26 protein-coding genes are annotated in these 26,088 nt (G+C 55.4%); 10 read left to right on the top strand and 16 right to left on the bottom strand.

The genetic code is table 11. From position 1 onward, the window contains the following. The first annotated feature begins 266 nt into the window (after positions 1–266). From V9K67_RS25460 to V9K67_RS25475, 4 genes are all read left to right on the top strand, one after another. Positions 267–782, top strand: coding sequence for a DinB family protein (locus V9K67_RS25460; RefSeq protein WP_336727680.1), 516 nt, complete (start codon positions 267–269; stop codon positions 780–782). A gap of 313 nt (positions 783–1,095) precedes the next feature. Then, entirely contained in the window at positions 1,096–1,968 is an 873-nt protein-coding gene (locus V9K67_RS25465; protein WP_336727682.1) for an OmpA/MotB family protein, read from the top strand. A gap of 134 nt (positions 1,969–2,102) precedes the next feature. Then, positions 2,103–2,354 (top strand): hypothetical protein, encoded by a 252-nt coding sequence (locus V9K67_RS25470; RefSeq protein WP_336727683.1) that lies wholly within the window; start codon positions 2,103–2,105, stop codon positions 2,352–2,354. A gap of 44 nt (positions 2,355–2,398) precedes the next feature. Then, positions 2,399–2,896, top strand: coding sequence for an asparaginase (locus tag V9K67_RS25475; RefSeq protein WP_336727686.1), 498 nt, complete (start codon positions 2,399–2,401; stop codon positions 2,894–2,896). A gap of 90 nt (positions 2,897–2,986) precedes the next feature. Here V9K67_RS25475 and V9K67_RS25480 read toward each other — a convergent pair whose 3' ends face one another. Continuing rightward, complete coding sequence (locus tag V9K67_RS25480) at positions 2,987–4,105, bottom strand: cellulase family glycosylhydrolase (protein WP_336727689.1); 1,119 nt, start codon at positions 4,103–4,105, stop codon at positions 2,987–2,989. Between the two features lie 308 nt (positions 4,106–4,413). Next, entirely contained in the window at positions 4,414–4,998 is a 585-nt protein-coding gene (locus V9K67_RS25485) for a type 1 glutamine amidotransferase domain-containing protein (RefSeq protein WP_336727690.1), read from the bottom strand. A 116-nt stretch (positions 4,999–5,114) separates the two neighbouring features. Here V9K67_RS25485 and V9K67_RS25490 point away from each other — a divergent pair, with 116 nt between their 5' ends. Continuing rightward, complete coding sequence (locus tag V9K67_RS25490; protein ID WP_336727691.1) at positions 5,115–5,930, top strand: N-acetylmuramoyl-L-alanine amidase; 816 nt, start codon at positions 5,115–5,117, stop codon at positions 5,928–5,930. 14 nt (positions 5,931–5,944) lie between these two features. On the opposite strand, the gene V9K67_RS25495 is transcribed toward V9K67_RS25490, so the two are convergent. After that, positions 5,945–6,181 carry a hypothetical protein gene (locus tag V9K67_RS25495; protein WP_336727692.1) on the bottom strand — a complete coding sequence of 79 codons (237 nt, stop codon included), beginning with the start codon at positions 6,179–6,181 and terminating at the stop codon, positions 5,945–5,947. 259 nt (positions 6,182–6,440) lie between these two features. On the opposite strand from V9K67_RS25495, the gene V9K67_RS25500 reads away from it, so the two are divergent. The 4 genes from V9K67_RS25500 (at position 6,441) to V9K67_RS25515 (ending at position 9,611) form a co-directional block, all read left to right on the top strand. After that, positions 6,441–6,821, top strand: a complete 381-nt coding sequence (locus V9K67_RS25500) for a hypothetical protein (protein WP_336727695.1) — start codon at positions 6,441–6,443, stop codon at positions 6,819–6,821. A gap of 188 nt (positions 6,822–7,009) precedes the next feature. Beyond that, the gene (gene tsaB, locus V9K67_RS25505; protein ID WP_336727697.1) at positions 7,010–7,690 is read left to right on the top strand and encodes a tRNA (adenosine(37)-N6)-threonylcarbamoyltransferase complex dimerization subunit type 1 TsaB; all 681 of its coding nucleotides are present in this window, start codon (positions 7,010–7,012) and stop codon (positions 7,688–7,690) included. Positions 7,691–7,795: 105 nt separating this feature from the next. Further along, positions 7,796–8,095 carry an ArsR/SmtB family transcription factor gene (locus tag V9K67_RS25510; RefSeq protein WP_336727700.1) on the top strand — a complete coding sequence of 100 codons (300 nt, stop codon included), beginning with the start codon at positions 7,796–7,798 and terminating at the stop codon, positions 8,093–8,095. A gap of 73 nt (positions 8,096–8,168) precedes the next feature. Beyond that, positions 8,169–9,611 (top strand): MBL fold metallo-hydrolase, encoded by a 1,443-nt coding sequence (locus V9K67_RS25515; RefSeq protein ID WP_336727701.1) that lies wholly within the window; start codon positions 8,169–8,171, stop codon positions 9,609–9,611. Positions 9,612–9,656: 45 nt separating this feature from the next. Here the strand turns inward: V9K67_RS25515 and V9K67_RS25520 are convergent, their stop codons facing one another. The 13 genes from V9K67_RS25520 to eno form a co-directional block, all read right to left on the bottom strand. Then, complete coding sequence (locus V9K67_RS25520) at positions 9,657–10,550, bottom strand: lysophospholipid acyltransferase family protein (protein WP_336727703.1); 894 nt, start codon at positions 10,548–10,550, stop codon at positions 9,657–9,659. Between the two features lie 21 nt (positions 10,551–10,571). After that, positions 10,572–12,170, bottom strand: coding sequence for an L-aspartate oxidase (nadB, locus tag V9K67_RS25525; protein WP_336727705.1), 1,599 nt, complete (start codon positions 12,168–12,170; stop codon positions 10,572–10,574). A 315-nt stretch (positions 12,171–12,485) separates the two neighbouring features. After that, on the bottom strand, positions 12,486–14,525 hold the full coding sequence (gene ispG / locus V9K67_RS25530; protein ID WP_336727706.1) for a (E)-4-hydroxy-3-methylbut-2-enyl-diphosphate synthase: 2,040 nt from the start codon (positions 14,523–14,525) through the stop codon (positions 12,486–12,488). Positions 14,526–14,691: 166 nt separating this feature from the next. Beyond that, positions 14,692–15,285, bottom strand: coding sequence for a tetratricopeptide repeat protein (locus V9K67_RS25535; protein WP_336727708.1), 594 nt, complete (start codon positions 15,283–15,285; stop codon positions 14,692–14,694). Continuing rightward, positions 15,282–16,283, bottom strand: coding sequence for a vWA domain-containing protein (locus tag V9K67_RS25540; protein ID WP_336727710.1), 1,002 nt, complete (start codon positions 16,281–16,283; stop codon positions 15,282–15,284). Before V9K67_RS25540 ends, V9K67_RS25535 begins: the two co-directional genes overlap by 4 nt. Before the next feature lie 200 nt (positions 16,284–16,483). Beyond that, positions 16,484–17,290 carry a penicillin-binding transpeptidase domain-containing protein gene (locus V9K67_RS25545; RefSeq protein ID WP_336727712.1) on the bottom strand — a complete coding sequence of 269 codons (807 nt, stop codon included), beginning with the start codon at positions 17,288–17,290 and terminating at the stop codon, positions 16,484–16,486. 179 nt (positions 17,291–17,469) lie between these two features. Continuing rightward, positions 17,470–17,598 (bottom strand): hypothetical protein, encoded by a 129-nt coding sequence (locus V9K67_RS25550; protein ID WP_336727715.1) that lies wholly within the window; start codon positions 17,596–17,598, stop codon positions 17,470–17,472. A gap of 171 nt (positions 17,599–17,769) precedes the next feature. Beyond that, the gene (gene kbl / locus V9K67_RS25555; RefSeq protein WP_336727717.1) at positions 17,770–18,957 is read right to left on the bottom strand and encodes a glycine C-acetyltransferase; all 1,188 of its coding nucleotides are present in this window, start codon (positions 18,955–18,957) and stop codon (positions 17,770–17,772) included. 203 nt (positions 18,958–19,160) lie between these two features. Next, on the bottom strand, positions 19,161–21,533 hold the full coding sequence (locus tag V9K67_RS25560) for a hypothetical protein (RefSeq protein WP_336727719.1): 2,373 nt from the start codon (positions 21,531–21,533) through the stop codon (positions 19,161–19,163). Between the two features lie 335 nt (positions 21,534–21,868). Continuing rightward, positions 21,869–22,531 (bottom strand): endonuclease III, encoded by a 663-nt coding sequence (gene nth / locus V9K67_RS25565; RefSeq protein WP_336727720.1) that lies wholly within the window; start codon positions 22,529–22,531, stop codon positions 21,869–21,871. A gap of 114 nt (positions 22,532–22,645) precedes the next feature. Beyond that, positions 22,646–22,882 (bottom strand): hypothetical protein, encoded by a 237-nt coding sequence (locus tag V9K67_RS25570; protein ID WP_336727721.1) that lies wholly within the window; start codon positions 22,880–22,882, stop codon positions 22,646–22,648. Positions 22,883–22,980: 98 nt separating this feature from the next. Further along, on the bottom strand, positions 22,981–23,283 hold the full coding sequence (locus V9K67_RS25575; RefSeq protein WP_336727723.1) for an FtsB family cell division protein: 303 nt from the start codon (positions 23,281–23,283) through the stop codon (positions 22,981–22,983). A gap of 214 nt (positions 23,284–23,497) precedes the next feature. Then, positions 23,498–24,784, bottom strand: coding sequence for a phosphopyruvate hydratase (gene eno, locus V9K67_RS25580; RefSeq protein ID WP_336727724.1), 1,287 nt, complete (start codon positions 24,782–24,784; stop codon positions 23,498–23,500). Positions 24,785–25,517: 733 nt separating this feature from the next. Between eno and V9K67_RS25585 the strand changes: the two genes are divergently transcribed. Next, complete coding sequence (locus V9K67_RS25585; protein ID WP_336727726.1) at positions 25,518–25,886, top strand: hypothetical protein; 369 nt, start codon at positions 25,518–25,520, stop codon at positions 25,884–25,886. Positions 25,887–26,088: the final 202 nt, after the last annotated feature.

Below are 26,088 nucleotides of genomic sequence, written 5' to 3' on the forward strand. Positions count from 1 at the left end.
AGTGGCTTCGTTTGATAGATCAAAGCTACGCCGCTAAACCGGGCAGTAAAGGTTGGTTTCGGTGAACACGGCAGAGCAGGGGTTGAAACCGGGCGCATGCACCTTTTTTTGCATTCAAGGCCGGTGAAACCGGAATTTCAGCCGATGAAAAGGCACCTACACATCAGCCTCAGCCATTTAAACAATACAATTAATTATACTATACCACACCCCCTGCTGTTTTTCCGGCAAGACGGGATAAATTGCGGTCACTCAAACTCAGCAATATGAACAAGTCAGCTATTCCTTCCATGCCCCGGTTTTTCGACCGCTACATCCTCCTGGCGGAAGACGCCCCCGTTACGGAAGTGCTGGAAAAGCACCAGGCCTTTGAAAGCGCTATCGACGCCGATACCCTCAAAAGGCTCGGCGACAAGCGGTATGCCCCGGGAAAATGGACCGTAAAAGATATCCTGCAGCATATCATCGACAACGAGCGGGTACAATCGTACCGGGCGCTGCGCATTGCCCGTAACGACCAGACCAGCCTGCCGGGCTACGACGAGAACCTGTTTGCGGACCACGCCCAGACGGAGCGGCGGACCGTGGACGACCTGCTGGAGGAATTCCGCCTGGTACGGCGCTCCAGCATCCTGCTGTTCCGCAGCCTTCCCCCCGAAATGCTGCTGCGCGAAGGCACCTGCAATAACATTACGATCTCCCCCCTGGCCCTGGGCTTTATGCTGGCCGGGCACCAGATCCATCATGTGAATGTTCTTAAGGAGAGGTACCTGGCGTTATAAGGAGTTCCTGAGTTTCTAAGTTCCTGAGTTATCGTAACTCCGGTGGGAACAGCCTGGATACACATCAAACTACAAAAGTCTTGAAGACTTTTGTAGTTTGTGCCGAGCCCAGGAACTCCTGAACAGGAGAATGCTTAACTCAGAAACTCAGGAACAAAGGAACTCAGGAACTTTAAGTAAGTGTTAATTTTACACATACTATTCACATTTGGGCGGTTACTGCAGGGCTGTCTTTCCCTACCTTTGGCCGGGCCTGAAAACCGTGTGCCGCCGAGCATTTGTGGGGCCCCGTATTTTTAAAATTTTCAATTTAATGAAGAGAACAAATCTATTGGTGGCCGGTGCCGCTACCCTTTGCCTGCTGTCTTCCTGCGTGAGCAGCAAAAAACTGAAAAAGGCGCAAGCCGATTACGCAAAGCTGAATGGCTTTTATACCCAGGTGCAAACCGACCTGAAAAAGTGCCGCGATGAGGAAGAGGCCAATGCCCGCCTCCGCGCCCAGCTGGAATCCGAACTGGCCAACACGAAGAACCAGTCGAAGATGCTGACCGACAACAATACCGTGATGATCAACCAGCTGAAAGACCTGTCGGTGATCTCCAGCGCCCAGGCCGAAAGCATCAAAAAATCCCTGGAAAACATCGGCTCCAAAGATGCTTACATCCAGGGGCTGCAAAGCGCCATGGCCCGTAAAGACTCCCTGAACATGGCCCTGGTGATGAACCTCAAAGGCGCCCTGCAGGATGCCAACAACGACATCGACATCAAAGTGGAAAAAGGCGTGGTATTCATTTCCATTTCCGATAAAATGCTGTTCAAAAGCGGCAGCTACAACATAACCGACAAGGCCATGACCGTACTGGGCAAGGTGGCCCAGGTGCTCAACAACCGCCCCGAGATCGAATTCATGGTGGAAGGCCATACCGACAACGTGGCGTTCCGCGGCGGCGAACTGCAGGACAACTGGGACCTGAGCGTGAAAAGAGCCACTACCGTGGTGCGCACCCTGCAGAACCAGTTCAAGATCGACCCCAAGCGCATGACCGCCGGCGGCCGTGGCGAGTATGTGCCGCTGACCGGCAACGAAACCGCCGAAGGCAGAAGCACCAACCGCCGTACCCGCATCGTCATCCTGCCCCAGCTGGACCAGTTCTTCCAATTGCTGGAAACCAACAAGCAGAACTAAGCGATCGCTTCTATTTACCTGATTTATATAAAGACCGGCCCTCCCGCCGGTCTTTTCCATTTCCAGCCCAATTCCCAATTAACCAATTCTCCAATTAACCCGATTCTTCGTACCTTATTGAAAAATACGCCGCCATGTCACACAGCCGTAAACGAGCCGGTCATCCCGTTCCTGTTCACCCGGCTTCCAAACCCACCCATGCACCGGTAAAGCAACGCGCCAACGGAAGCATGCTTTTTGCCTTTTTGTTCGGCGCCTTCGGGTTGCTGATCGCCCTGTTTGCCGCCAATGCCCACCCCGCCGCCCTGGTGGCCGGCGCCCTTGCCGGTGCCGCCATCGGTTATTACATCGGCAGGAATATGGAAAAGGAAATGGCGAAGAAATAAGCCCGGTATTCTTTCCCTAATTTTACCGGCTTAGAACCATCTCCATGACGATTCGAATTTTTGTAACCGGAGGCACCTTCGACAAGGAATACAACAAGATCACGGGACAATTGTACTTCAAGGATTCCCACCTGCCCGAAATGCTCCGGCTGGGCCGCAACCTCGTACCCGTGGAGGTGCGTACCCTGATGATGATCGATAGCCTGGATATGACCGATACCGACCGGGAACTGATTGCCGATCAATGCCTCCGGGCCGCCGAGGACAAGATCATCATCACCCACGGCACCGATACCATGGCCGAAACGGCCCGCATGCTGGCCCAGAAGAATATCGGGAAGACCATTGTGCTTACCGGCGCCATGATCCCCTATAAATTCGGCAGCTCGGACGGGTTGTTCAACCTGGGCAGCGCCATGGCCTTTGCCCAAACCCTGCCCCCGGGTGTGTACGTGGCCATGAACGGCCGCTGCTTCGAGGCGGGCAACGTGCGCAAAAACCGGGAGACCGGCGAGTTCGAGGAGCTGACCCCAAAAAAGTAAAAAGAGAAGGTACAAGACCCGGCGGTCCCACCGGGCACAAAAAAGTCCTGCAGGACTGCAGGACTTTTTAAGCGTTTATGAAGCGGATGCTTAGGCGACCTTTTGCTCGGTAACCACTTCTTTCCGGGTGATCTCCTGTAAAAAAGCCACTTCCGCGGCCCGGTAGGGTTCGCCGCCGGTGCGGAAAATATCATGGAACCACAGTTCCGGTTCGTTTTCGTATGCCAGTTCCCAGGAATCCCAGGGGCAGTGCGTTTGCGACTTGCCCTGCACAAATCCCCAGTTATAGGCGCCGACACCATGCTCTTTCAGCAGGGGCAGGATCTCCTGGAAGGTGCTGTCGAATGCCCGGGCCATATACTCGGTACACAGCATCGGGCGGCCGTACTTTTTCAGCGACAGCAGCCGCCGTTCCATGCCTTCGCGGTTCTCGTAGCAATGGAAGCTCAGCACATCACACTGGGTAAACATGAAATGGTCCAGCTCCGAGAGGCTGTCCAGGTCCGACCACTGCCAGGGCGCCATGGTCAGGGGCTGCACCGGGTCCAGGGCACGGATCCAGTTGATGGCCTTCTTCAGCAGTTGCAGCGAAAGCTCCGCTTTGTGCTGCACATACTGGTCGTCCTTATAAGAAGCAAGGTTCATGTTGTCCGGCTCGTTGTAAACGTCCCAGATCAGCACGCGCTCATCATTTTTAAAATGGCTCACGATACCCTGCACGTAACCGCGCAGCCCATCGTAGCGGGAGGCATCGTTCAGCACGTCAAAGCCGGGGCATTGCACCCAGCCACTGTTGTGTACGTTGTGGCGGGGTTCGGGCTGCAGGCCGGCCTTGGGGAAGGGATCCCACACAGCGTCAAAAAAGACGAACATGGTGCGGATGCCGTGCTTCCAGGCAATGCTTAAAAACTGGTCGATCCGTTGCAGGTAAGCCTGCGGATCCTGCTCCCATACGAGGTGGTGCAGGAATACCCGGATCGTATTAAAGCCCAGGCCGGCAGCCCAGCTCAGCTCTTTATCTATAAGGAAGGGATCGAAGGTTTCGGCCTGCCACATTTCCAGTTGGTTGATGGCCGTGGCGGGAATATAGTTGCAGCCTACCAGCCAGCCATTCTTCTCCGACCATTCATTGGCTCTTTCTCTCGACCAGGGATGGGCGACTTCGGAGTTCAGCTCCATAACGGGAGTGGGATGTTCGTTGTGACGCATAGGATGAATATTTTGGAATCAGGTGGATATTCTTGTTCGTTCTGACAACCCAAAATAACATCATAGAGGAACCGCTGCCTGCCGGATTTGGAGTTATAGGCCTTTTTCATCGGCGAAAGCCCCTTTTTGAAAGTTGGATGCTGTAAAGCTCGCCTATCGAATGAAAACCACTCACTTAAATATTATAAAATCAGGGATCAAAACGAGGTTGCGGCAAGGCCGGAAAGGTCCTTTTCAGCAGGAGCGCCGGCACCCGCAACTACTTCTACAATCGTAGATAACCGCCGGAACGGAAACAGGAAGTAGGGTCAATGCTGGTCGGCATGGGTAAACTGGGCCGTGGTCAGGTGCAGGCCTTCACCGATCTCTTCAAGCATCTGCCGGTTGAAGGCGTCCAGGTCTTTGGGCCCGCGGCTGGTGACCAGCCCGTTGTCGGTGGCCACATCCTTGTCCACCCAGTTCACGCCGGCATTTTTCAGGTCGGTTTTAATGGAGGGAGCTGAGGTCATTTCCCGGCCGGAGATCATGCCGGTTTCGATGAGCAGTTGCGGGGCATGGCAGATGGCGGCCACGGGCTTGCCCTGCTCGAGGAAATGTTGCGCGAACGCCACACAATCGGCATTCAGGCGCAGGCTGTCGGCATTCAGCACGCCGCCGGGCAGCACCAGGGCGTCGTACTCTTCCGGCGAGGCCTGGCCCAGCGGAACGTCTACGGGCACTTCGGCACTCCAGTGGTCGTGGTCCCAGCCCCGCACCTTGCCCCCTTGCGGCGACACGATATGGACAAGGGCGCCTGCTTCCTGCAGGGCCTGCATCGGACTGGTGAGTTCCACTTCTTCAAAACCGTGGTCGGTAAGAATGGCTACTTTTTTACCCTGAATGCTTCTGGCCATAAAAAAAGATTTTTCCCACTACAATTTACGATATCCGCTGAAAATTGCAGACCAGGCTTTGCCCCCTGCGCCGCTTTCGGGGACAACGGAAAATGTTGTGTATTTTCCGGCCCTTTATGAACCGATATTCTTTTCTTTTCGTGGCGGCGGCGGCCTGCCTGCTGGGGGCCATGGGTTGCCAGCGCAACCCGTATGCGGCCGCTAACAAGCTGTACAAAAAACAGGCGAAGGCCTTTTCGAAGGTCATCCGCAAGGCGCCCCTGGCCGACAGCCTTCCCCAGATGGGACCTTGGGTGGGCACCACCAATTTCAATTTGCGCAAGCCCAATTTCGTCATCATCCACCATACGGCGCAAAACAGCTGCGCCCAGACCCTGAAGACCTTTACGCTGCAAAAGACCCAGGTGAGCGCTCACTACCTGGTGTGCCGCGACGGCACCATCCACCACCTGCTGAACGACTATTTGCGGGCCTGGCATGGCGGGGTGGCCCGCTGGGGCAACGTTACCGACATCAACTCCACCTCCATCGGTATCGAGTTGGACAATAACGGCAGCGAACCCTTTACCGATCCGCAGATCGGCAGCCTGCTGGAGCTGCTGCAAACGCTGAAAAAAGCCTACGGCATCCCGGCGCCTAATTTTATCGGCCATGCCGACATCGCTCCTTCGCGGAAGGTAGACCCCAGCCGGCTGTTCCCCTGGGACCGCCTGGCCGCCGACGGCTTCGGGCTGTGGTATGGCGATACTACCTGCCTGCAGGTACCCGCGCACTTCAGCCCGGCCACGGCACTGCGCCTCATCGGCTACGACACCCGCGACAGCCTGGCCGCCGCCCGGGCGTTCCGGTTGCATTACCTGCGTGATTCGGGCCTCCTGCTCGACGAGCCGGCCCAAAAGATCCTGTATTCGCTGCAACAGCTCTCCCAATAATACGCCCAGCAGAATTACCGACGGGCGGCCGTATCATAAACGGTGCCCTTGCCGGAGGGGGAGTCGGTATTGTAGATGTTGGTATTGGCGGTGCTGTCGCCAATCATGGATTCGTTGGTGGGCGTATTGTTGATGCTTTCATCCACGGTTCCCATATTGTGCTGATGGTCGTCGCCGGTACCTTTATCGTCATTGCCGCCACAAGCCCACAGGGCGCTGCCCAGGAGGGCCATTGCCAATATTTTCTTCATAGCCAAAGGTTTAATACACGCCGTTTTGCCGGCGCGCCTGTAGCCGCTCCAATTTCTCTGCCATCTTTAACAAGTTTACGGGTTTACAGGTTTTACGGGTTTACGGGTTCGCTTTGGAGGTACAGGCGTTCCCTTTACACTCAATGTTTTATATTATCCATCTTCATGAGGGCAGCTCTTCCACTGAAATGCAGGCAGGCTTTGCGTTTTATTACAAATTTTAATTTGTATCTTACTGAGAAATTAAACGAGGCTTCTTATGAAGATATTTTTACTTTTTCTTTCTTTCGTGTTTTCCTCCCTCCAGGGTAGCACCCAGAACGGCGGGGGCGGCGTCAATGCCCTGCCGGCGGGTAAATACGAAACCATGGTGAAGCCCAACGGCGGCAAATGGAACAAAGGCGATATCGTATTGCTTCCGGGCAACCGCTACAAGCTCACCACCAGCGAAGATGAAGGAGAGTACAAATTCAGCGAGATGGCGCAACGCATCTTTTTTGTATCGGGGCCGTTAAAGACGGTTTTTGCCAAAACCGCTTTGTCGGGCAATAAGCCCGTAATCATCATCCCGGCGGCTGAAAACGAACAGCAGGGGCTGAAACTGGCTGCCGCCGATGTGTACGGCTACCTCAAAAAATAACGGCGCCACCGGTGACCGGAGGGGTACTTACCGGTTTTTCACTGCATTTCCAGCCCGGGCGCCCTCGAAAGCCCGGAAAATACGCTTTTTCTCAAAAAAACATTGGTCGCCAATAGAGTATCGAACCAAAAAGATGACCATCTTTGCATCCCTTTGATAACTTTTATTCATATTACGAATCCGGCACCGTGAGCATCCTGTTACATATCGATACTGCCGTACAAACGGCTTCTGTTTGCCTGGCCGAAAACGGTAATCCCATCGGTTTGGCCCAAAATCCCTCCCAAAGGGATCATGCCGCCTGGCTGCAGGCGGCCATTGCCGACCTGCTGCGGCAGAACGGTTTGTCCCTGAAACAACTCGGTGCCGTGGCCGTCAGTGCCGGCCCGGGTTCTTACACCGGCCTGCGGGTGGGCATGGCTACCGCCAAGGGACTGTGCTATGCCCTCGACCTTCCCCTGATTACCATTAACACCTTGAAAATGATGGCCGTCGCGGCCCTGGATGCGGAAGCAGACCTGCTCTGTCCCCTGATCGACGCCCGCCGGATGGAAGTCTTTACTGCCGTGTTTGACAAGGAACTCAACGAGATAATTGCCCCTTATAACTGCATTTTAACCGATTCCAGCTATAAAGAACTGCTGGACAAGCAATCTATTGCTTTTTTTGGCAATGGAAGCAACAAATTAAAGGAGTTAATCAAGCATTCAAATGCTGCCTTTAAGGAGGTCAACGCCAGCGCGGAACATATGACGTTTTTGTCGTACCGGGACTTTCAGGAGAAAAAATTTGCCGATCTGGCCTATTGCGAGCCCTTTTACGGAAAAGATTTTTTTTCTCCTACCTTTAAAGTGCCCGAAAGACAATAAATATGGGCGATTAATGTTATAACTTAGTGTCTTGTATAATAAATTTGCAACCCTGTTAAGTAACTCTTTATGAATAATGAAACTGTAGAAAATTCCGCCTTACCCATGAACGGCGAATTGAAAATTGATGTAATTCAACTGAAAAAAGCAGCCCTCATCCTGAGAGCCGTCAACCACAAGCTGCGGCAGCAGATCTTGAAGCTGATCCACCAGAATGAGCGCATGACCGTTACGGAAATTTATGTAAAGCTGCGCCTGGAGCAATCCGTGGCCTCCCAACACCTGGCCATTTTGCGCAAAGCCGGCTTTGTGTCGACCTACCGCGACGGCAAGTTCATCTTTTACTCCGTGAACCACGAACGCCTCGACCAGGTACACAACTTCGTACACGACCTCTTAAAATAATAGACCGGGTTGCTGTTCCCGGCACTGGCACTGGCTGCAAAAAGTTACTTTTGCAGCTAAACGTGCCGGGAATATGTACGTAAAACAACTGTACACCGAATGTCTGAGCGAGGCCGCCTACTTCGTGGAAAGCGAAGGCGAGGCCGCCGTCATTGATCCTTTACGGGATATTGATGTCTACCTGGAATTAGCGAAAGAGCGGAAGGCGACCATCAAATACATTTTTGAAACGCACTTCCATGCCGACTTTGTCAGCGGCCACCTCGACCTGAGCAAGGCCACCGGCGCTCCCATCATTTATGGGCCTGGTGCCAAAACCTCTTTCCCGGTTCTTGTAGCCCGGGACTCCCAGGTATTTCCCCTGGGCAATATTTCCTTTACTGTCTTACACACTCCCGGCCATACGCCGGAATCTGCGTGCTACCTGCTGAAAAACAGCGAGGACAAGGATTATTGCGTCTTTACCGGCGACACCCTGTTTGCCGGCGACGTGGGCCGCCCCGACCTGGCGCAGGCCGCCACCCACATGACCTCCGAGGAGCTGGCCGCCACGCTCTTCGACAGCCTGCAACGAAAGATCCTGCCCCTGGCCGACGACGTGATCGTTTATCCCGGCCATGGCGCCGGCAGCGCCTGCGGCAAGCACCTGAACCGCCAGCCCTTCAGCACCATAGGGGCCGAAAAAAGCACCAACTACGCCCTGCAGGCTTCCACCCGCGAAGCCTTTGTAAAGGCCGTCACCGAAGGCCTGGACGCCCCGCCCAACTATTTCCCGATCAATGCTAAAATCAATAAAGAAGGATACGAAAATATGGAGGATGTTTTGCAAAAAGGATTGACCCCCTTAACGGTCGACGAAGTAAAACAGCAACTGGAAAACGATGCCGTGCTGCTGGATACCCGCCAGCCCCAGGAATTTGTCCAGGGCTTTATCCCGGGCTCCATCAGCATCGGCCTCGACGGCCGCTTTGCGGAATGGGCCGGCACCCTGCTGCCCTTTGACAAGCCGCTGGTGCTGGTGACCGACGAAGGCAGCGAAAAAGAATCAATCGTGCGCCTGGCCCGGGTAGGGCTTAGCAACGTCATCGGCTATGCAGCGGGCGGCTACGCAGCCTGGCAGGCCGCCGGCGAACCCATCGACCTGGTCATTGAAGTGGAAGCCGACGAGCTGGCCATGGACATCCCCTTCGACGACAACCTGGTGGTGCTGGACGTACGCAAACCGGCCGAATTCACGGAAGGCCACGTAAAAGACGCCCAGAACATCCCGCTCGCCGAGCTGAAAGACCCCCTGAACATGGCGACGCTGGAAGAGGAACAAAACGTATATATCCACTGCGGCAGCGGCTACCGGAGCGTGGTGGCGGCCTCGCTGCTCAAGCGCCAGGGCATTCACAACATCCGCAACGTGGTGGGCGGCTGGAAGGCCATCCAGCAGGAAAAGCGGATCCCCACCGAAAAGGAGGATCCGAACGCCAAACCCGCCCCTCCCGAATCGGACCACCTGTTGAATTAACGGCGACAAGCATAAAAAAAAGCTCCTCGTAAAAGGAGCTTTTTTTTATGCTTGCTGGCTCTTCTCCCGCACGTCTCCATACTCAGGCTTCCACTCGTGCTTCCATCGTCTATGACTCCAGAGCCACATTTCGGGATTGGCCCGGATCACCTCTTCCAGGTAACGTACATAACGTCCCGTAAGCTCGCCATCGGGCACCTGCGCCGGCTCCGTTTCCTCCACCCGCAAGTTGGCTTCATAATACCCCCGCTTCTTGCGGGTAATGTATGCAAACACCACCGCCGCATTATTGGCACGCGCTCCCTTTTCGGGCCCTTTTACAAAAGGGGCCGGACGGCCAAAAAAGTTGAACCAATAAGCATTCCGGACGTTGCCGGCATTCTGGTCGGCTACCAGCGCCATTAAGTACTGCTGGCCACGGTAAGGCAGAAACGCCTGCCGCATGCCGGTGGCCGGCAGCAGCACCGACCCGGTCCGCGACCGGATGTACCGGAACAGGCGGTCCACAGCCTTGCTGCCGATGGGCATGTATACGGTCAGGAACCGGTACGGCGTCCACAAAGGCACGGCCAGGTTGGCCAGCTCCCAGTTGAAATTATGCGCCAGGTGTACCTGGCAGCTCCGGCCCTGCTCGTACAGGGGCTGCAACACCTCCAGATTACCCGTAAACCGCTTTTTAAAAAAGCGCTCGCTGGCACTGATGAACTTGATGGTCTCGATAAAATTGTCGGTAAAGTTGCGGTAGAACTTTTTGGCGATCCGCAGCCGCTCCGCCTCCCCTTTTTCCGGAAACGCAATCGCAAGGTTCTGCAGCACTACTTTCTTCCGGTAACCCGCCACATGATAAATGATAAAATAGGCAAAGTCGGACAGCAGGTACAACACCCGCAGCGGCAGCAGCGACAACAGGTACAGGAAACCGAATAAAAGGTAATACATGAAGGAGGATATATTTCCGAACTATAATACAATGTTCTGTACCAGCTCTGATTTAAAGGGGTAATCGGTGTTAAAATGAAGGCCGCGGCTTTCCTTGCGGAAGGCGGCGCCTTTGATGATCAGGTAGCCCACGGTGATCATATTGCGCAGCTCCAGCAGCTGGGGCGAAACCGTCGTGTTCTGGTAGAGGCCTTCGGTTTCTTCGTACAGCAGGTCGATGCGCTTCATGGCGCGCTCCAGGCGCACGTTGTTGCGGACGATGCCCACGTAATCGCTCATCACCTGCTGCAGCTCCTTGAGGCTTTGGGTGATCAGGATCATTTCTTTCGGATCGGCCGTTCCCTTGGCGTTCCAGTCGGGCACCGGGGGCAGGTCCTTCAGGCCGTCGGCATGGTTGACGGCATCCACGTAGCAACGATGGGCAAACACCATCGCTTCCAGCAGGGAGTTGCTGGCCAGGCGGTTGGCGCCGTGCAGGCCGGTGCTGGCGCATTCGCCGCAGGCATAGAGGTTGCGGATGGAGGTGCGCCCCCACTCGTCGGTCTTGATGCCGCCGCAGCTGTAGTGGGCCGCCGGCGCCACCGGGATCATATCGCCGGCCACGTCGATGCCCAGCGACAGGCATTTTTCGTAAATGTTTGGAAAATGCTCCCGGAACTTTTCGATCTCCATGTGGCTGCAGTCGAGAAAAACGTTCTCGGTACCGGTACGCTTCATCTCGCTGTCAATGGCGCGGGCCACGATATCGCGGGGCGCCAGGTCCTTGCGCTCGTCGTAGCGGGCCATGAAGGCCTCGCCCGCCTTATTGCGCAGGATGCCGCCGTCGCCGCGCACCGCTTCGGTGATCAGGAAGGCCTGCCCGCGTACGCCGGGCTCGTACAGGGCGGTGGGGTGAAACTGGATGAACTCCATGTTCTCGATCCGGCCCTTGGCCCGGTACACCATTGCCACCCCATCGCCCGTGGCAATGGAGGGATTGGTGGTGGTACGGTACACCTGCCCGTTGCCGCCGGTAGCCAGCAGGGTGGTCTTGGATAATATCTTGTCGATGCGGTTGGTCTGGGAGTTCAGCACGTACACGCCATAGCATTCGATATCGGGGGTGGACTTGGTGACCAGGTACCCCAGGTGGTGCTGGGTGATGATATCCACCACGAAGCAATGCTTGACGATCTGGATGTTGGGCGCGCTGGTTACGGCGTCGAGCAGGGCCCGTTCGATTTCTTTTCCCGTCACATCCTTGTGGTGGAGGATGCGGAACTCGGAATGCCCGCCCTCCTTTCCCAGCTTGTACTCGCCGGCATGGTCCTTATCGAACTGGGTGCCCCAGTCGATGATCTCCTGTACGCGGGCCGGCCCTTCTTTGACCACCAGGTCCACGATGTCCTTCTGGCACAGGCCGTCGCCGGCAATGAGGGTATCTTCAATATGCTTTTCAAAGCTGTCGTTATCCTGGTCGTTCACTACCGCCACGCCGCCCTGGGCGTACTTGGTGTTGGTTTCGTCCGCCGCAGCCTTGGTAATAATGGTTACCTGCTTGTCGGGGAAATGCTGGGCCACTTTGAGGGCATAAACCAATCCTGCTATTCCGGAACCGATCACTAAAAAGTCTGTCTGCATGCTCTTCGCTTAAAGATGATGAATTATCGAATCCTGCCGGCTGCTTTCCCACCATTCCTCCTATCCTGCGGCCGCACTTTTCTGCCCTGCAAAAATAAGCCCGTGATCCGGGCCGCTCCCATTACAACAATTTCCCATAAAAGGTTTTCGGGAACAAAACGGCTCAGTTAAGGCCTTTTTGCCCCTCCGGCGGGGAACGAAGATAATGGAGGAGCCCTATTGAAAAGAAATGAACCGGGAAAACAGGATTTTCCCTGTCTCCCCGGTTCATTCGGTTATGGATACGTGTTGGAAATTGGCGCTTTAAAATGACGCTTAGCAGGTGCCGGCGGTCAACAGTTCTTGCTGTTGCGGCTCCACCCAGCTGTCATTCTCCCGGAGCAGGTTGATCAGCTCTTCCACGGCTACCTCGCTGGGCACGTTGCGCTTCACCACTTCCTTTCCTTTATACAGGGTGATCTTTCCCGGTCCGCTGCCCACGTAGCCGAAGTCGGCATCAGCCATCTCGCCCGGGCCGTTCACGATGCAGCCCATGATGGCGATCTTCACGCCTTTGAGGTGGTTGGTGACCGCGCGTATTTTGGCCGTGGTTTCCTGCAGGTCAAACAGGGTGCGGCCGCAGCTGGGACAGCTGATATATTCGGTTTTGGAAATGCGGGTGCGGGTAGCCTGCAGAATGCTGAAGGCCGTATTGTTGATAAACTGCTCCACGCTGGCGCTTTGCAGGTAGTTGCGGCCGCCCACGAACTTGTCGTTCTTTTCCTGGGCCTTGTAGCTGTCGCCGGTCATGCCCAGGCAAACGCCGTCGCCAAAACCGTCGAGCAGCAGGGCGCCGGCCTCGGTGGCATAATGGATCAGGTGCTCATCAGCTGTCTGCCAGGCGCTGTCCACCAGCAGCACCACGGGGTTGCGGATGCCGCGGGTCTCCAGTTCCATGAACATGCGGCGCACGGCCGGCATGGCCCGGCGGCGGGTGCTGCCGAGGCAAAGTACGGCGGTAGCATCATTGGCCAGGGCGTCGAGGAAGGTATAATCGTTCAGCGGGGTCGTGTCGTTGTAACAGTCGACCATCACGAAGTTCAGCTCGCTGCTGCGGGCCGTTGCCCCGGCATAGCCGCTGTCCTGGAACAGGGGCAGGTACTTGCTCTTATCATCCGCCTGTTGCCAGGTAGCCGGATAAACAATGACCCGAAGGGTCCCGGGCAGGGCAAAGGGGAGCAACTGGTGGCCGGTGAACACGTAGTCGGCCGCGGTATCGGCGATGGCCCATTTATCCGTGGCTTCGTTGTAGGTATACCCGATGCTTTGCAGGTCGGCGGGGGTTATCGCCGTACGCTTGCTGAAATCGGCGATCACCACCGGCACCTGTCCGCCGCCGATATTGCCGACGGCAAAGGTCTCGCGCCTCCGGTACTCGAACGGGTTGTAGGGAACCGTGGCTACGGAGGGAAGGGCAGGCTCGGACATGCGCTCCGGGGTGTAGCGCTGGATGATGTCGTTGCAGACGGGGATCTCCAGCTCGGGGTCTTCGGTCAGCGACACGCGGATGGTATCGCCGATGCCGTCCTCCAGCAGGGTGCCGATGCCCACGGCGCTTTTGATGCGGCCGTCCTCGCCATCGCCGGCTTCGGTGACGCCCAGGTGCAGGGGATAGCATTCGCCAAACTCCTCGAACATGGTTTTGGCCAGCAGGCGGTAGGCCTGGACCATCACCTGCGGGTTGCTCGACTTCATGCTCAGGATAATGTTGTGGTAGTTTTCGTCGCGGGCGATGCGCAGGAATTCCATGGCGCTTTCCACCATGCCGTTGGGCGTATCGCCGTAGCGGCTCATGATGCGGTCGCTCAGCGAGCCGTGGTTGGTGCCGATGCGCATGGCGGTGCCGTGTTCACGGCAGATGCGCACCAGGGGGGTAAACCTTTCGCGGATGCGTTCGATCTCTTCGAGGTATTCGGCATCGGTATACTCGAAAAGTTCGAATTTCTTTTTATCCACGTAGTTGCCCGGGTTCACGCGCACCTTTTCCACGATCCGGGCCGCGATCTCGGCGGCATTGGGGGTAAAGTGGATGTCGGCGATCAGGGGGGTGGTGTAGCCCTGGCGGCGGAGTTCGTTTTTTATGAGGAGCAGGTTCTCTGCTTCTTTTTTCGAAGGGGCGGTAATGCGCACCAGCTCGGCGCCGGCTTCGATACAGCGGATGGTCTGGGCCACGGTGGCGGCGGTATCCATGGTATCGGTGGTGGTCATGGTCTGGACCCGGATGGGATGGTTGTTGCCCAACAACAGGTCGCCGATCCTGACTTCCCTGGTCAGCAGGCGCTTGTAGCCGGTCAGGCTCTCGCAATAAAACTGCATGTTTATTTAACTAATTTGAAGAATACCGCAAAGATAAGTTTACGAGTTTACGGGTTTACGAGTTTACGAGTTAAAAGTTCCAAAGTTCAGTTCCTGAGTTAGGAGTTCATCTGTTCGCAAGTTCCCCGTCCCCAATACCCTAATTCCCAATACCCCCATTCCCCTCCTACCAATCCTTGGGCATGGGGGTGCCGCCCTGCTTGTTTTGAAGGCGCTGCTGCAGTTGGCGTTCTTTTTCCTGCAGCCGCTGCAGCTGGCGTTCGGCTTCGCGCTGGCTCATCCGCGATTGGCGTTTGCGGGCTTCCTTCTGGTCGCGTTGCTGCTGCTGTTGCTTTTGTTTCAGCTCCAGCAGGGCTTTTTGCAGGTTTTCCCGGGCTTGCTCATCGGCCGGGTCCAGCCGCAGGGCGTTCTTATAGGCTTCGATGCTGGCCTCCAGGTCTTTTTGACGGCTGTAGAGTACGCCGGCATTATAAAAGGCGGCGGCCCGCAGGGCCTTGTCGGGGGCAGTTTTCGTTAGGGGAAGGAGCATTTCCTCGGCTTCCTTGTACTTTTTCTGCCGGAAAAGGGCGCCGGCGAGGTTATAGCGGGCCATCACGTTGGCGGAATCGCTTTTTATGGCCTGGCGGTACAGGCGTTCGGCCAGTTCAAACTCGCCTTGCCGGTAATAGCTGTTTCCACGGCTGAGGCTTTGCCGGGCGCTTTGAGCATCGGCGGCAGTGGCTGCCAGCAGGAGCAGCAGGCAGCAGAAAATGGATCTCATGCGGGGATTCTTTTTTTATCCGTTAAAAACAGCTCGGCGACCAGCAACAGCAGCATGGGCAGGGCCGGCCAGAGGTACAGGGTTGTATACTGGAATTGCGAAGCGTCGCCCACCGTGGTCTTTTCGATCTGTCCCAGTTGTGTTACCAGGGCGCTGGCCACTTCCGCAGGGTTGTTCAGGAAGGAATAGGTGCCGGCGGCGGAGGAGGCCACCTCCCGCAGCAGCTGTTCATTGAGCTTGGAGATCACTACGTTGCCCGAAGCATCTCTTTTAGAGCCGCCGCTGGCCGTATCCACGATGGAGGCGCCCTCGGAAGAGCCGACACCCACCGTATGGATAGTCACCCCCCTTTCGGCCAGCTGTTTGGCGGCGTCCAGGGCCTTTTCGTCGTGGGTTTCGCCGTCCGAGATCAGCACGACGGCTTTAAAGCGGCGCGATTCCTCGCCGAAGGCGAAGTCGCATTTTCCCAGGGCCTCCCCGATGGCCGTTCCCTGGGCGCCGAAGGCACGCGGGCTGGCGACGGACACCACGTTGCCGGCGGCCTCGTGGTCGAAGGTGAGGGGCAACGTCACATAGGCGCTGCCGGCAAACAGCACCAGCCCGATGCGGTCGTTGGGCAGCCGGTTCATGAGCTGCTGCATGAGGGCTTTGGCGGCCGCCAGCCGGTTGGGCTGCACGTCGTTGGCCAGCATGCTGTTGCTCACGTCGAGCGCCATCATGATATCGATGCCTTTACGGGCTTCGCCGGTGCCGTTATCCTCCCGCACCCGCGGGTTGGCCAGTGCCAGGCAACCGAGGGCAAAGGCCAGGGCCACCAGGCCAAAGCGCACGGCAAACTTCAGCGGCGAGTAGTCGCGGAACAGGGTTTTCACCAGCTCCGGGTTGCCGATCCTCCGGGCCGTCTGCCTTTTCCAGCGCACGTTCAGCCAGTATATCAGGAAAAACAGCGGCAGTGCGGCCAGCGCCCAGAATGCTTGCGGGTATTGAAACTGCAACATTTAGTAGTTTACGAGTTTACGGGTTTACGGGTTTACGAGTTGCGGGACCCGCATACGACGCCGGTAAACCTGTTTGAATAGAATTTGGAACAGGGTAAATGTAAAAGCAAAAACTGATCCTTAATAACGATACAAGCTTATCCTGCATAAAACATCCATCCAAACAACCCGTAAACCCGTAAACCCGTAAACTTCAAATACTAGCGGTTGCCCTTCAGAAAGCCCAACTCCAGCAAAATGCTTTTGAGCGCTTTCATACGGGCGGTGACGAGGTCGGTATTTTTGGGGGCTTCCATGTTCAGCACAAAGAAGTAAGGGTGCTTGTTTTCTTCCACCCAGCCGATGACCCAGGCGAGCTGGTTGCCGTTTTCACGGAAGCCCAGGCCGGTTTTATAGCTCAGGGAATACTGGGAGTTGCGCTCAAACAGCATGGCGCTTTTGACTTTTTCCTGGTTGAGGCGGTGGAACGGCAGTTGGTCGAAGTACAGGCGCTTCACCAGGCCCAGCTGCTCGTCGGGACGGATCTTCAGCGAATTGTCGAGCCAAAACGAATCGACGCGGGTCTTGATAGTGTGGGTACCATAAGAAAGCGAATCCAGCCAGCGCTGCATGGTGTCTTTGCCGATGCGGCGGGCAACTTCCTGGAAATAAGGCACGGCAGAAGCCCGGAAGGCTTCGTACATGGTCAGGTCCTTATTCCATTCGGGAACGCTGCGGGTGACCCCATCCCATTTGATCACCATGCTGTCATTGGTAATGACGCCGGTTTGCAGGCCGATGAGGGCGTTGACGATCTTGAAGGTGGAAGCCGGCAGGTACAGGCTGTCGCGGTAGCGGCTCAGGTTATAGACGGTAATTTCGCCCGTACCATTGTCCAGCAGGGCAAAACTGCCTTCGGCGCCGGCCTCTTTGAAATACTTTTCCAGGGAGTTATCCACGTTGACGTTGTTGGACGTACAGCCCAGGAGGAGGAGCGAGAAGGAAAGAACAATCAATAATGATTTCATGTAAAACTGCGAATATTTGGCGCAAAGGTAGTTTTTGCAGCCGCTCCCCATCAGGAATTTCGGATTTCGGATTTCGGATTTCGGAACCCTTCAAAGAAGAAAGACTCCTACATCAATCAAGGGTTCCGAAATCCGAAATCCGAAATTCCAATACTTTACTATTCAACTTAAAGGGGATATTACAGGTACACGCCGTTTTTCAGGCGGTGATGCCGGACGCCCTGGCAATCTTTTTTGGTGGCGGAACAGGAAGGCAGGCTGCTGGTAATGACCCCGGCCAGGGCCAGCAGGAAAAAAATACGTTTCATAGTTAAGCGTTTAGAAGGGAAGAATTAATGCGGGCCCTTGCCCATACTCATCAATTCAATACGCAGAAATGATACCAGACCGCGCTGAGCGCAGCCGGAAAGCCTGGAGGGGGGCAGTGGGGAAGTTTCTGTCCAACTGACGAGGTAAAAACCGCCACAGCGGCTTCACTTTCAGGAAATTACGCCGAGTTCTTTGCCGATGCGGGTAAACGCTTCGATGGCCCGGTCGAGGTGCTGTTGCCGGTGAGCGGCGCTCAGCTGTACCCGGATGCGGGCTTGCCCCTTGGGTACTACGGGAAAGAAGAAGCCGATCACGTAAATGCCTTCGTCCAGCAGGCGGGCGGCGAATTCCTGCGCCCGCACGGCATCGTAGAGCATGATGGGAACGATGGGGTGTTCGCCGGGTTTGATGTCGAAGCCGGCAGCCGTCATCTTTTCCCGGAAGTAACGGGTGTTGTATTCCAGCTGGTCGCGCAGGGCCGTAGTTTCGCTCAGCATGTCCAAAACTGCCAGGGTGCCGCCGGCAATGGCGGGCGCCAGGGTATTGGAAAACAGGTAGGGGCGGCTGCGCTGGCGCAGCAGGTCCACCATTTCATGGCGGCCACTGGTAAAGCCGCCGCTGGCGCCGCCGAGTGCTTTGCCCATGGTACCGGTAATGATATCGATGCGGCCCATAACGCCCCGGTATTCGTGGGTGCCGCGACCGCCCGCCCCCAGGAAACCGGTGGCGTGGCTGTCATCGACCATCACGATGGCATCGTATGCATCGGCCAGGTTGCAGATCAGGTCGAGCTGGGCGATGGTACCGTCCATGCTGAAGGCCCCGTCGGTAACGATGATGCGGCTGCGGGCGGAAGCGGCCGCTTTCAGTTGGACTTCCAGGTCCTGCATATCGTTGTGGTTGTAGCGATAGCGTTGTGCCTTGCACAGCCGTACGCCGTCGATGATGGAGGCATGGTTAAGGGCATCGGAGATGATGGCGTCCTTCTCACCGAACAGGGGTTCGAACACCCCGCCGTTGGCGTCAAAAGCGGCGGCATACAGGATGGTATCCTCGGTGCCCAGGAACTGCGCCAGCTTTTGTTCCAGTTCTTTATGAATGTCGAGGGTGCCGCAGATAAAGCGGACGCTGCTCATGCCGTAGCCGCGCTGCTCCAGGGTGCGTTGGGCGGCCTCCAGCACGGCGGGATGGGAAGAGAGCCCGAGGTAGTTGTTGGCGCAGAAGTTCAGCACCGTTCTCCCGTTCACGGTAATTTCCGCTCCCTGGGGACTGGCAATGATCCGTTCCGTTTTGTACAAACCCGCTTCCTTTATAGCAGCCAGCTCGGCCTTGATACGCTCCACGAATTTTTCATTCATAAACAAACGGTTTTAAGCAAGAATAGGCAACAGGCAATACTGAAAAATAATCAATAATCAATAATCAACACGCAATAATCAAGGAAGGAAAATGCCGGAAGCGTTATTGCCGGTTTACCTTTATCCTTGAGCATTGAGTGTTGCTTATTGAATATTGAGTGTTTCTCTTTTTTGCTTATTGCCCATTGCCCATTGCTTATTGCCTATTTCCTCAGCAACTGCTGCGCCGTGATCTTGGAGATCTGGAACTTTGATCCGTTGTCGGAATCCAGGTTCACGCCGATGCGCAGGGCTTTTAACCCGCTGATGCCCTGGGTGTCTTCCAGCTCCACATGCTCGAGGGTGTCGGTCAGCAGGCCTTCGTGCTGCAGGTACTCGATGAACTCCAGGTATTCGTTCAGCTCCTTTTGCTGCGAGTAAACGATCGCTATGCGGCCGGGCTGCGTCAGGCGTTCGTCGCTGTCTTTAAGGTGCACCTTGTCGATGCGCTTTTTGATGATCTCGTAATGAATGTTGTAGGCGCCGTCCACGTCGAACTTGCGTTCCTTGCGGCGGAAGCTGATGGTCAGCGGGATGGAATGGGTCAGCAGCAGCTGGGTGGTTTGCAAGGGAAGGCTCAGCTTCTTTTCCAGGGCATAGGTCAGCCGTGCCGCCTTGGCCAGCAGGGCCAGCTGCCACAGCTTTAGATTTTTGATGTAAAAGGTGTCGAACTGCCGCAGGGGCGCCAGCGACTGGCCCAAATAAATGTTGAACTCAATGCCATCGGTGATGTAGCGTTCAAAATAATGCGGGAACACCTCCTGCGCCACCCGTTGCTCCTGGTCGATAAAGCGGTCGAGCACATCGTTGATGCGGGTGATGCTGTCCTCGTACTCCTTGCGGTGCTGGTACACGATGTTGCGCTGGGGGTCGAGGGCGGCAAAATATTCGTCCACCGCCTTGCGCAGCTTCGGATTTTCGCGCTGCAGGTGCCGGAAGAGGGCATCGATCTCGATCTGGAGAAAATCGTAGATCACCATCTCATCGTCGGACAGCAGGGTGTCGGAAGTGGCGGCAATGTATTTGTCGATGCGGAACTGCAGTTCCTTCAGCAGGTCCAGGGGCATCGATTTATTGGCGGCTTCGAGCAGGCTGCGGGCCCTGGTCAGCTGCTCCATCAGGTCCAGCTGGATGGCGTTGTTGCGCTCTACCGATGAATTCCGGATATCGATGGCGCCGTACAGGGGATAAACCGCTTCGAAATTGATGTTGGCCATTTTGGCCGACCCGTTGCCCTGCTTGTGCTGCAGGTAATTGAAGGCGGCTTCCACGAACTTCCACTCCACGGCCGGCTGGATGGCGGTAAAATGCTCTTTGATGATCTTGTTGATCTGCAGTTCCAGCACTTCATTGGTCTTGCCCAGTGCCAGCGAGAACAGCGGAATACCCGGTTGCAGCTTCAGCACGTGCTCGAACTTCAGCTTGCCGGCTTCCGCCGAGCTGATCTCCAGCAGGCCGAGCAACTGGCCTTCTTCCGACTTCAGCGGACACAGGATCAGGCTGCGCACCTCCAGCTCCTGGTAATAGCTCACCAGCTCCTCTCCTCCCTTGCCGTTCAGCGTTTCAAACAGCAGGGGGCTATCGGTGCCGTGGAACCGCTGCCGGGACAGCCGGCAGATCTTATCCCGGTCCGACCGGGCCCGGGCGCTTTTCAGCAGCAGGCTGTTCTTGTAATACGATTCGGCATACAGGTAAAAGTCGTTCATGCTGAAAAAAGGCGTGATCCATACCTGCACATCGGTAAGCCCGATCAACGTTTGCACATGCGCTTGCAGGTCGTTGTAGGCATTGACGTCGGAAGAGTTCGGCAGGTTGAGCAGGGTATTTTTGATCTCGGCGATCACCTGGCGGGAGGTGATATCCACTACATCGATCACGAACAGGCCTTCGAAACGGAAGTTTTCCAGGGGCAGCACCTCCTTCAGCTCGTCCACGTTGACACTATGCTGGGGTGCGAAATCGGAAGGCAGGACAAACTTTTCGTTGGCCACCAATACATCCACGAACTGGGCGTTCAGCTTCAGCTCGAAATACCGCGTCAGGCCGGTAGCCGGGTCGCAGAACGGGTGGATGGAGGAGGTTTCCACCGGGATGGCCAGGCCATAAAACTTCCGCAGGATGATGTCATAAGCCAGGTGGGTGGAGGAGCGGCTAAGGGAAACGCCGGTTTCTTTATCGGGCAGCACGATGCCCCCGGACTCCTCGTTGAGGAAATATTCCTTGAACCGGGGCGAGGCAAAGACGGTTTCGGGCCGGAAGGGAAAGGAAATGGCATAGATACCGTCGTTGGCGAGGGTGGAAGGAGAAAAGATCGTGGACAGCAGGGCATCCACCAGGGCCGGGTACTGGTGCAGTACCGCCACCTCTCCCAGGGGTTCCAGCAACCCTGGGGTGGCAGCCAGTTCCTGCAGCAGCGGCTCGTACAAGCGGCGGGCTCCCGGCTTGTCCTGGGCAATCATTCCCTGCAGTACGGCCACCAGCGGTTTTAAAGAAAATAAGCTACTGATTCCCTGCTTTTTATTAATTGTCGCTTTCATGTACTTCTGGTTCTTCTGATCAAACAAACTTCTGAGCCTTCAGTTCCCGGTCAGGAAAAGCGGATACCCTCGATCGCCTCAGCCCGTTGGTGAACAGGCGGCGGGGCCGAAGGGTCAGGTTAGACCCGGAAATTCCATACCGGAATCCTCCAGGCCAACCAACAGGCAGGGACCACTTGCCGATTTTCGGCGCCGGGAAAGCGGGCAAAGCCTTTCCGGTTTTTCGGGGACCTGCAGGTTTTCGGGAAAAGGAAGGAGCGACTTTACTAAAACAACCTCTGCGCCAAAAGCGGCAGGGGCATCATTTTGAAATTGTTAAAGGGGGCCGCAGGCCTTTAATCCCCTGCGGTTGCGGTTTCCTTACTCAGCTTCTGGTAGAATTTACAGGCGGGTTTCAGCGCGCACTGGGCGCAAAGGGGCTTGCGGGCCACGCACACATAGCGGCCGTGGAGGATCAGCCAGTGGTGGAATTTGGCCACCAGCTCCGTGGGCACGTACTTCAGCAGCTGCAGTTCGGTAGCCAGGGGCGTTTTGGCATTCAGCGTCAGACCGATACGGGCCGATACGCGGAAGACATGGGTATCCACGGCCAGGTTGGGCTGGTTGTCCACCACGGAGGTAATAACATTGGCCGTTTTCCGGCCCACGCCGGGAAGTTGTACCAATTCTTCCACAGTCATCGGGATTTCCCCGCCAAAACGATCCCGCACCATATTGGCCATACCCAGCAGGTGGCGCGATTTATTGCCCGGAAACGAGATGCTTTTGATCAGGGCAAACACCTCATCGTACTCCGCTTCGGCCAGGCGGTCGATGTCGGGGTATTGCCGGAACAGGGCAGGTGTGGTCATATTGACCCGCTTGTCGGTACATTGGGCCGATAAGATGACGGCTACCAGCAGCTGGTAGGTATTTTCAAAATTTAATTCCGTTTCGGCCTCGGGGCGAAACTGTTGGAAGTAATTGATTACGAACTGAAAACGGTCTTTACGGGTCATAAGGTAGAAGCCGCAAAGATAAAGGTTTTTGACACGGCCGGGCCTGGGCAAAAGGATGACGGAACAGCCAGGCCAGGGGAATTGGCGGGGGCGGTTCGCGGGGAAACCGGGAAATTAGTCAATCGAGGAAACAGGCTTCTTTTCAGCGGCATACTTCAGGATAGCCAGGACTGATTCGGTGCGGGGCGATTCGACAATGTTATCGAGGCGTTCCATGGAAGTTTTCAGTACCGATAATTTTTCACGCAAAGCCCAGCTATTTGGCAAGATTTTTTCAATAGCATTGGTGGTTGCGGCTGAGGTTTCCTTATACAGGTAAAGGATCAGGTCTTCTGCGGAGTAATTTATCATAAGTCAAAAGCTAAGATGTGGCAAAGGCCAATTAAAATTTGTATTTACCCTTCTTAAACGAGTACAAAGATCATATATTGTACCGCCTTTCCCAGAATTTATTCGCCCGCCTTCTGGATAATAAATACGTCTTCGTTGTCGCGCTTCATGCCATAGCGTTCGCGGGCATATTTCTCAATGGTTATGGGGTTGGAGCGGAGTTCTTCCAGGGACTGGCGTTCCTGCTTGATCTGGTCGGCATAGTACTGTTTGCTTTCCTGGAGCTCTTCCAGCTCGCCCTGCCGCTCAAACTGGGTCAGGACGTCGTTACGGTCGAAAAACAGCAGCCAGACCACGAAAGCCGTGGACGCTAAAATGTATTTATTGCCTAAATAAGTGCGAAGAAAAGAAAGGAAGCGCATTCTACTAAAAAGTTTACAAGTTCACGAGTTCAGGGTTCACGAGCTCAGGGTTCACAAGTTACCGCCTTTCCAAGATTCTTTATGCCTTTTTTGCCTATTGGTTATTGTCTCTTACCTATTAATATAGGAAACGAACCCCGGTCAGCCGGCGGGACCCCGAAGGTCCGGCCGGTTGCCGGGGTTTGTTGGTTATTACATGCCTGTAGGCAGGAGCTTATTTCTTACCGAATTTCAGCTTGCTTCCGGGATAGTAAGCCGAGGCACCCAGCAGCTCTTCGATGCGGATCAGCTGGTTGTATTTGGCGATCCGGTCGGTACGGCTGGCGGAGCCGGTTTTGATCTGTCCGCAGTTCAGGGCCACGGCCAGGTCGGCGATAGTGGTATCTTCGGTTTCACCGCTTCTGTGGCTCATGATGGTGTTGTAACCATTGTGCTGGGCCAGGGTAACGGCGTTGATGGTTTCGGTAACAGTACCGATTTGGTTTACTTTCACCAGCAGGCCATTGGCGATGCTTTTTTCAATCCCCTGGTTCAGGCGGGTTACGTTGGTCACGAACAGGTCGTCGCCTACCAGCTGGCATTTGCTGCCGATGGTTTCGGTCAGGTTTTTCCAGCCGTCCCAGTCGTCTTCGGCCATACCGTCTTCGATGGACACGATGGGGTATTGATTTACCCAGCTTTCCCAGTATTTCACCAGTTGGTCGCTGGACATTTTCTTGCCATCGCTTTTGTGGAAGATGTAGTTGCCGTCTTTATACAGTTCACTGTTGGCGGCGTCCATGGCGATGAACACCTGCGAACCGGCTTTGTAACCGGCAGCGTCGATAGCGGCCAGTACGGTTTCGATGGCTTCTTCGTTGCTCTGGATGTTGGGAGCGAAACCACCTTCGTCACCTACGTTGGTGCTGTAGCCTTTTTTCTTCAGAACGGTCTTCAGGGCGTGGAAGATTTCTACACCCCAGCGCAGGCCTTCGCTAAAGGAAGCGGCGCCGGTGGGCATGATCATGAACTCCTGGAAGTCGATCTTATTGTCGGCGTGGGCGCCACCGTTCAGGATGTTCATCATGGGCACGGGCATGGTCTTGGCGTTGGTGCCGCCGATGTAGCGGAACAGGGGCAGGCTGGCTTCTTCGGCAGCTGCTTTGGCCACGGCCATACTCACGGCCAGCAGGGCGTTGGCACCCAGCTTTCCTTTATTTTCGGTACCGTCCAGGCTGATCATCAGCTGGTCGATGCCGGTCTGGTCGGCCACGTCAAAGCCGAGCAGTTCGGGGGCAATGGTTTTGTTTACGTTTTCAACGGCTTTCAGTACGCCTTTGCCTACGTATACACTTTTATCGTTATCACGCAATTCTACAGCTTCGTGGATACCGGTGCTGGCGCCGCTGGGAACGGCGGCACGGCCTAAAGCGCCGTCGTCGGTTACTACGTCCACTTCTACGGTGGGGTTGCCGCGGCTGTCAAGGATCTGCCGGGCGAAGATTTCAGCAATGTAGCTCATTCGATTTACTGTTTACGATTTAAGATTTACGATTTTACTAGTCGGTCGTTGCATTGCAAGGCGGCACCGGTTCCCGTTGGCAGTGAGCCTGCTGTTCCGTCTTGCTGTGCAAAGAAACGATGTTCACGGAAAGCACCAAAAGTCTTTTTCCGCCGGAATATTGATTTTTATCAGCTTGCAGGGCCCGGGGACGGGCAATTCCTTCCTCAAACAGCAGAGCAAGCCCATATTACCTGAAAAGGTTATAAGCGTTACGGTGGTGGGCAGGAGCAAAAAAATCCCCTCTCACGAGGGGACACGGGGGCATTCTCATCAAAATAATTTTCCGGGCCAAAATGCCGGCAGGTCCGGAGCCGATCGTTGTGAAATGGAATTACGGATTAAAAACGGGTGTATCCAGGATACTGATTATACTGGCAGTGATAGTGGCCAGCTCACCCGGCAGGTAGTTTCGGTTGTTTGTATTCTATTAGCGACCGTTTGATGGACCAAAATTAAACAAAACGGCAGGGCCGGGCTATTCTTTCGGTGAGTCACCCGATGTTCCGGGCCAAACCATCGGAAAAGCGGTTAAACATTTTCGTCAAAAATTACGTGCCTTTCGCCTCTAATTACTTCCTCTTAAAGAATATAAGCATTCATTCATAGCAGGAAAAATCACCAAAATGGCTTCAATGTTTTGCCGGGGCCTGTAAAAAAATTGCATTGGCAGGATTATTCTTTTCTTTACCGCATGAAGCCGGAATTGTATTTTGATATCAGCTCCACCGAAAGCGGGGGGAGCCTGTACCGCCTGAAGGGAAATGATGGCAGTATTTTCTTTACCTACCAGCACAGCGCTTATGATGAAGACTCGGGAGATATAGAAGTATTTGAAACTGCTTATCCTTCCTTTGCCGCCTTCTGGCAGGAGCTGGTCAAAAATAAAGAATGGTTTTACCTGCACCCCATGTACGTGCATCCGGAGCAGCGGGAGTTTGTGCGGGACCAGCTCAAGGACGTTCCCTGGCACATTTATCCGGACCGGAAGTGGCAGGAATCGCACCAGCGGGCCTGGAAAAAAGTGCTTACCGACCCCGGGGAGTATTATAATCCGTTGTAGACACCTCACCCCGGCCCCCGCAAGAGGGGACCACCCCTCTCATTTGGAGAGGGTGGCGCCGCCCCGGCGGCGACGGGTGAGGTCCCTAAACGACAAAAGCCTCTTCCGAAGAAAAGGCTTTTGTGTGAATAAATATGGCAGCTACCTACTCTCCCGCAACTAAATGCAGTACCATCGGCCAGAAGGGGCTTAACTTCTCTGT

Source organism: Huijunlia imazamoxiresistens (genome assembly GCF_037132455.1).
In the GTDB taxonomy this organism is placed as follows: Bacteria; Bacteroidota; Bacteroidia; order Chitinophagales; family Chitinophagaceae; genus Flavisolibacter; species Flavisolibacter imazamoxiresistens.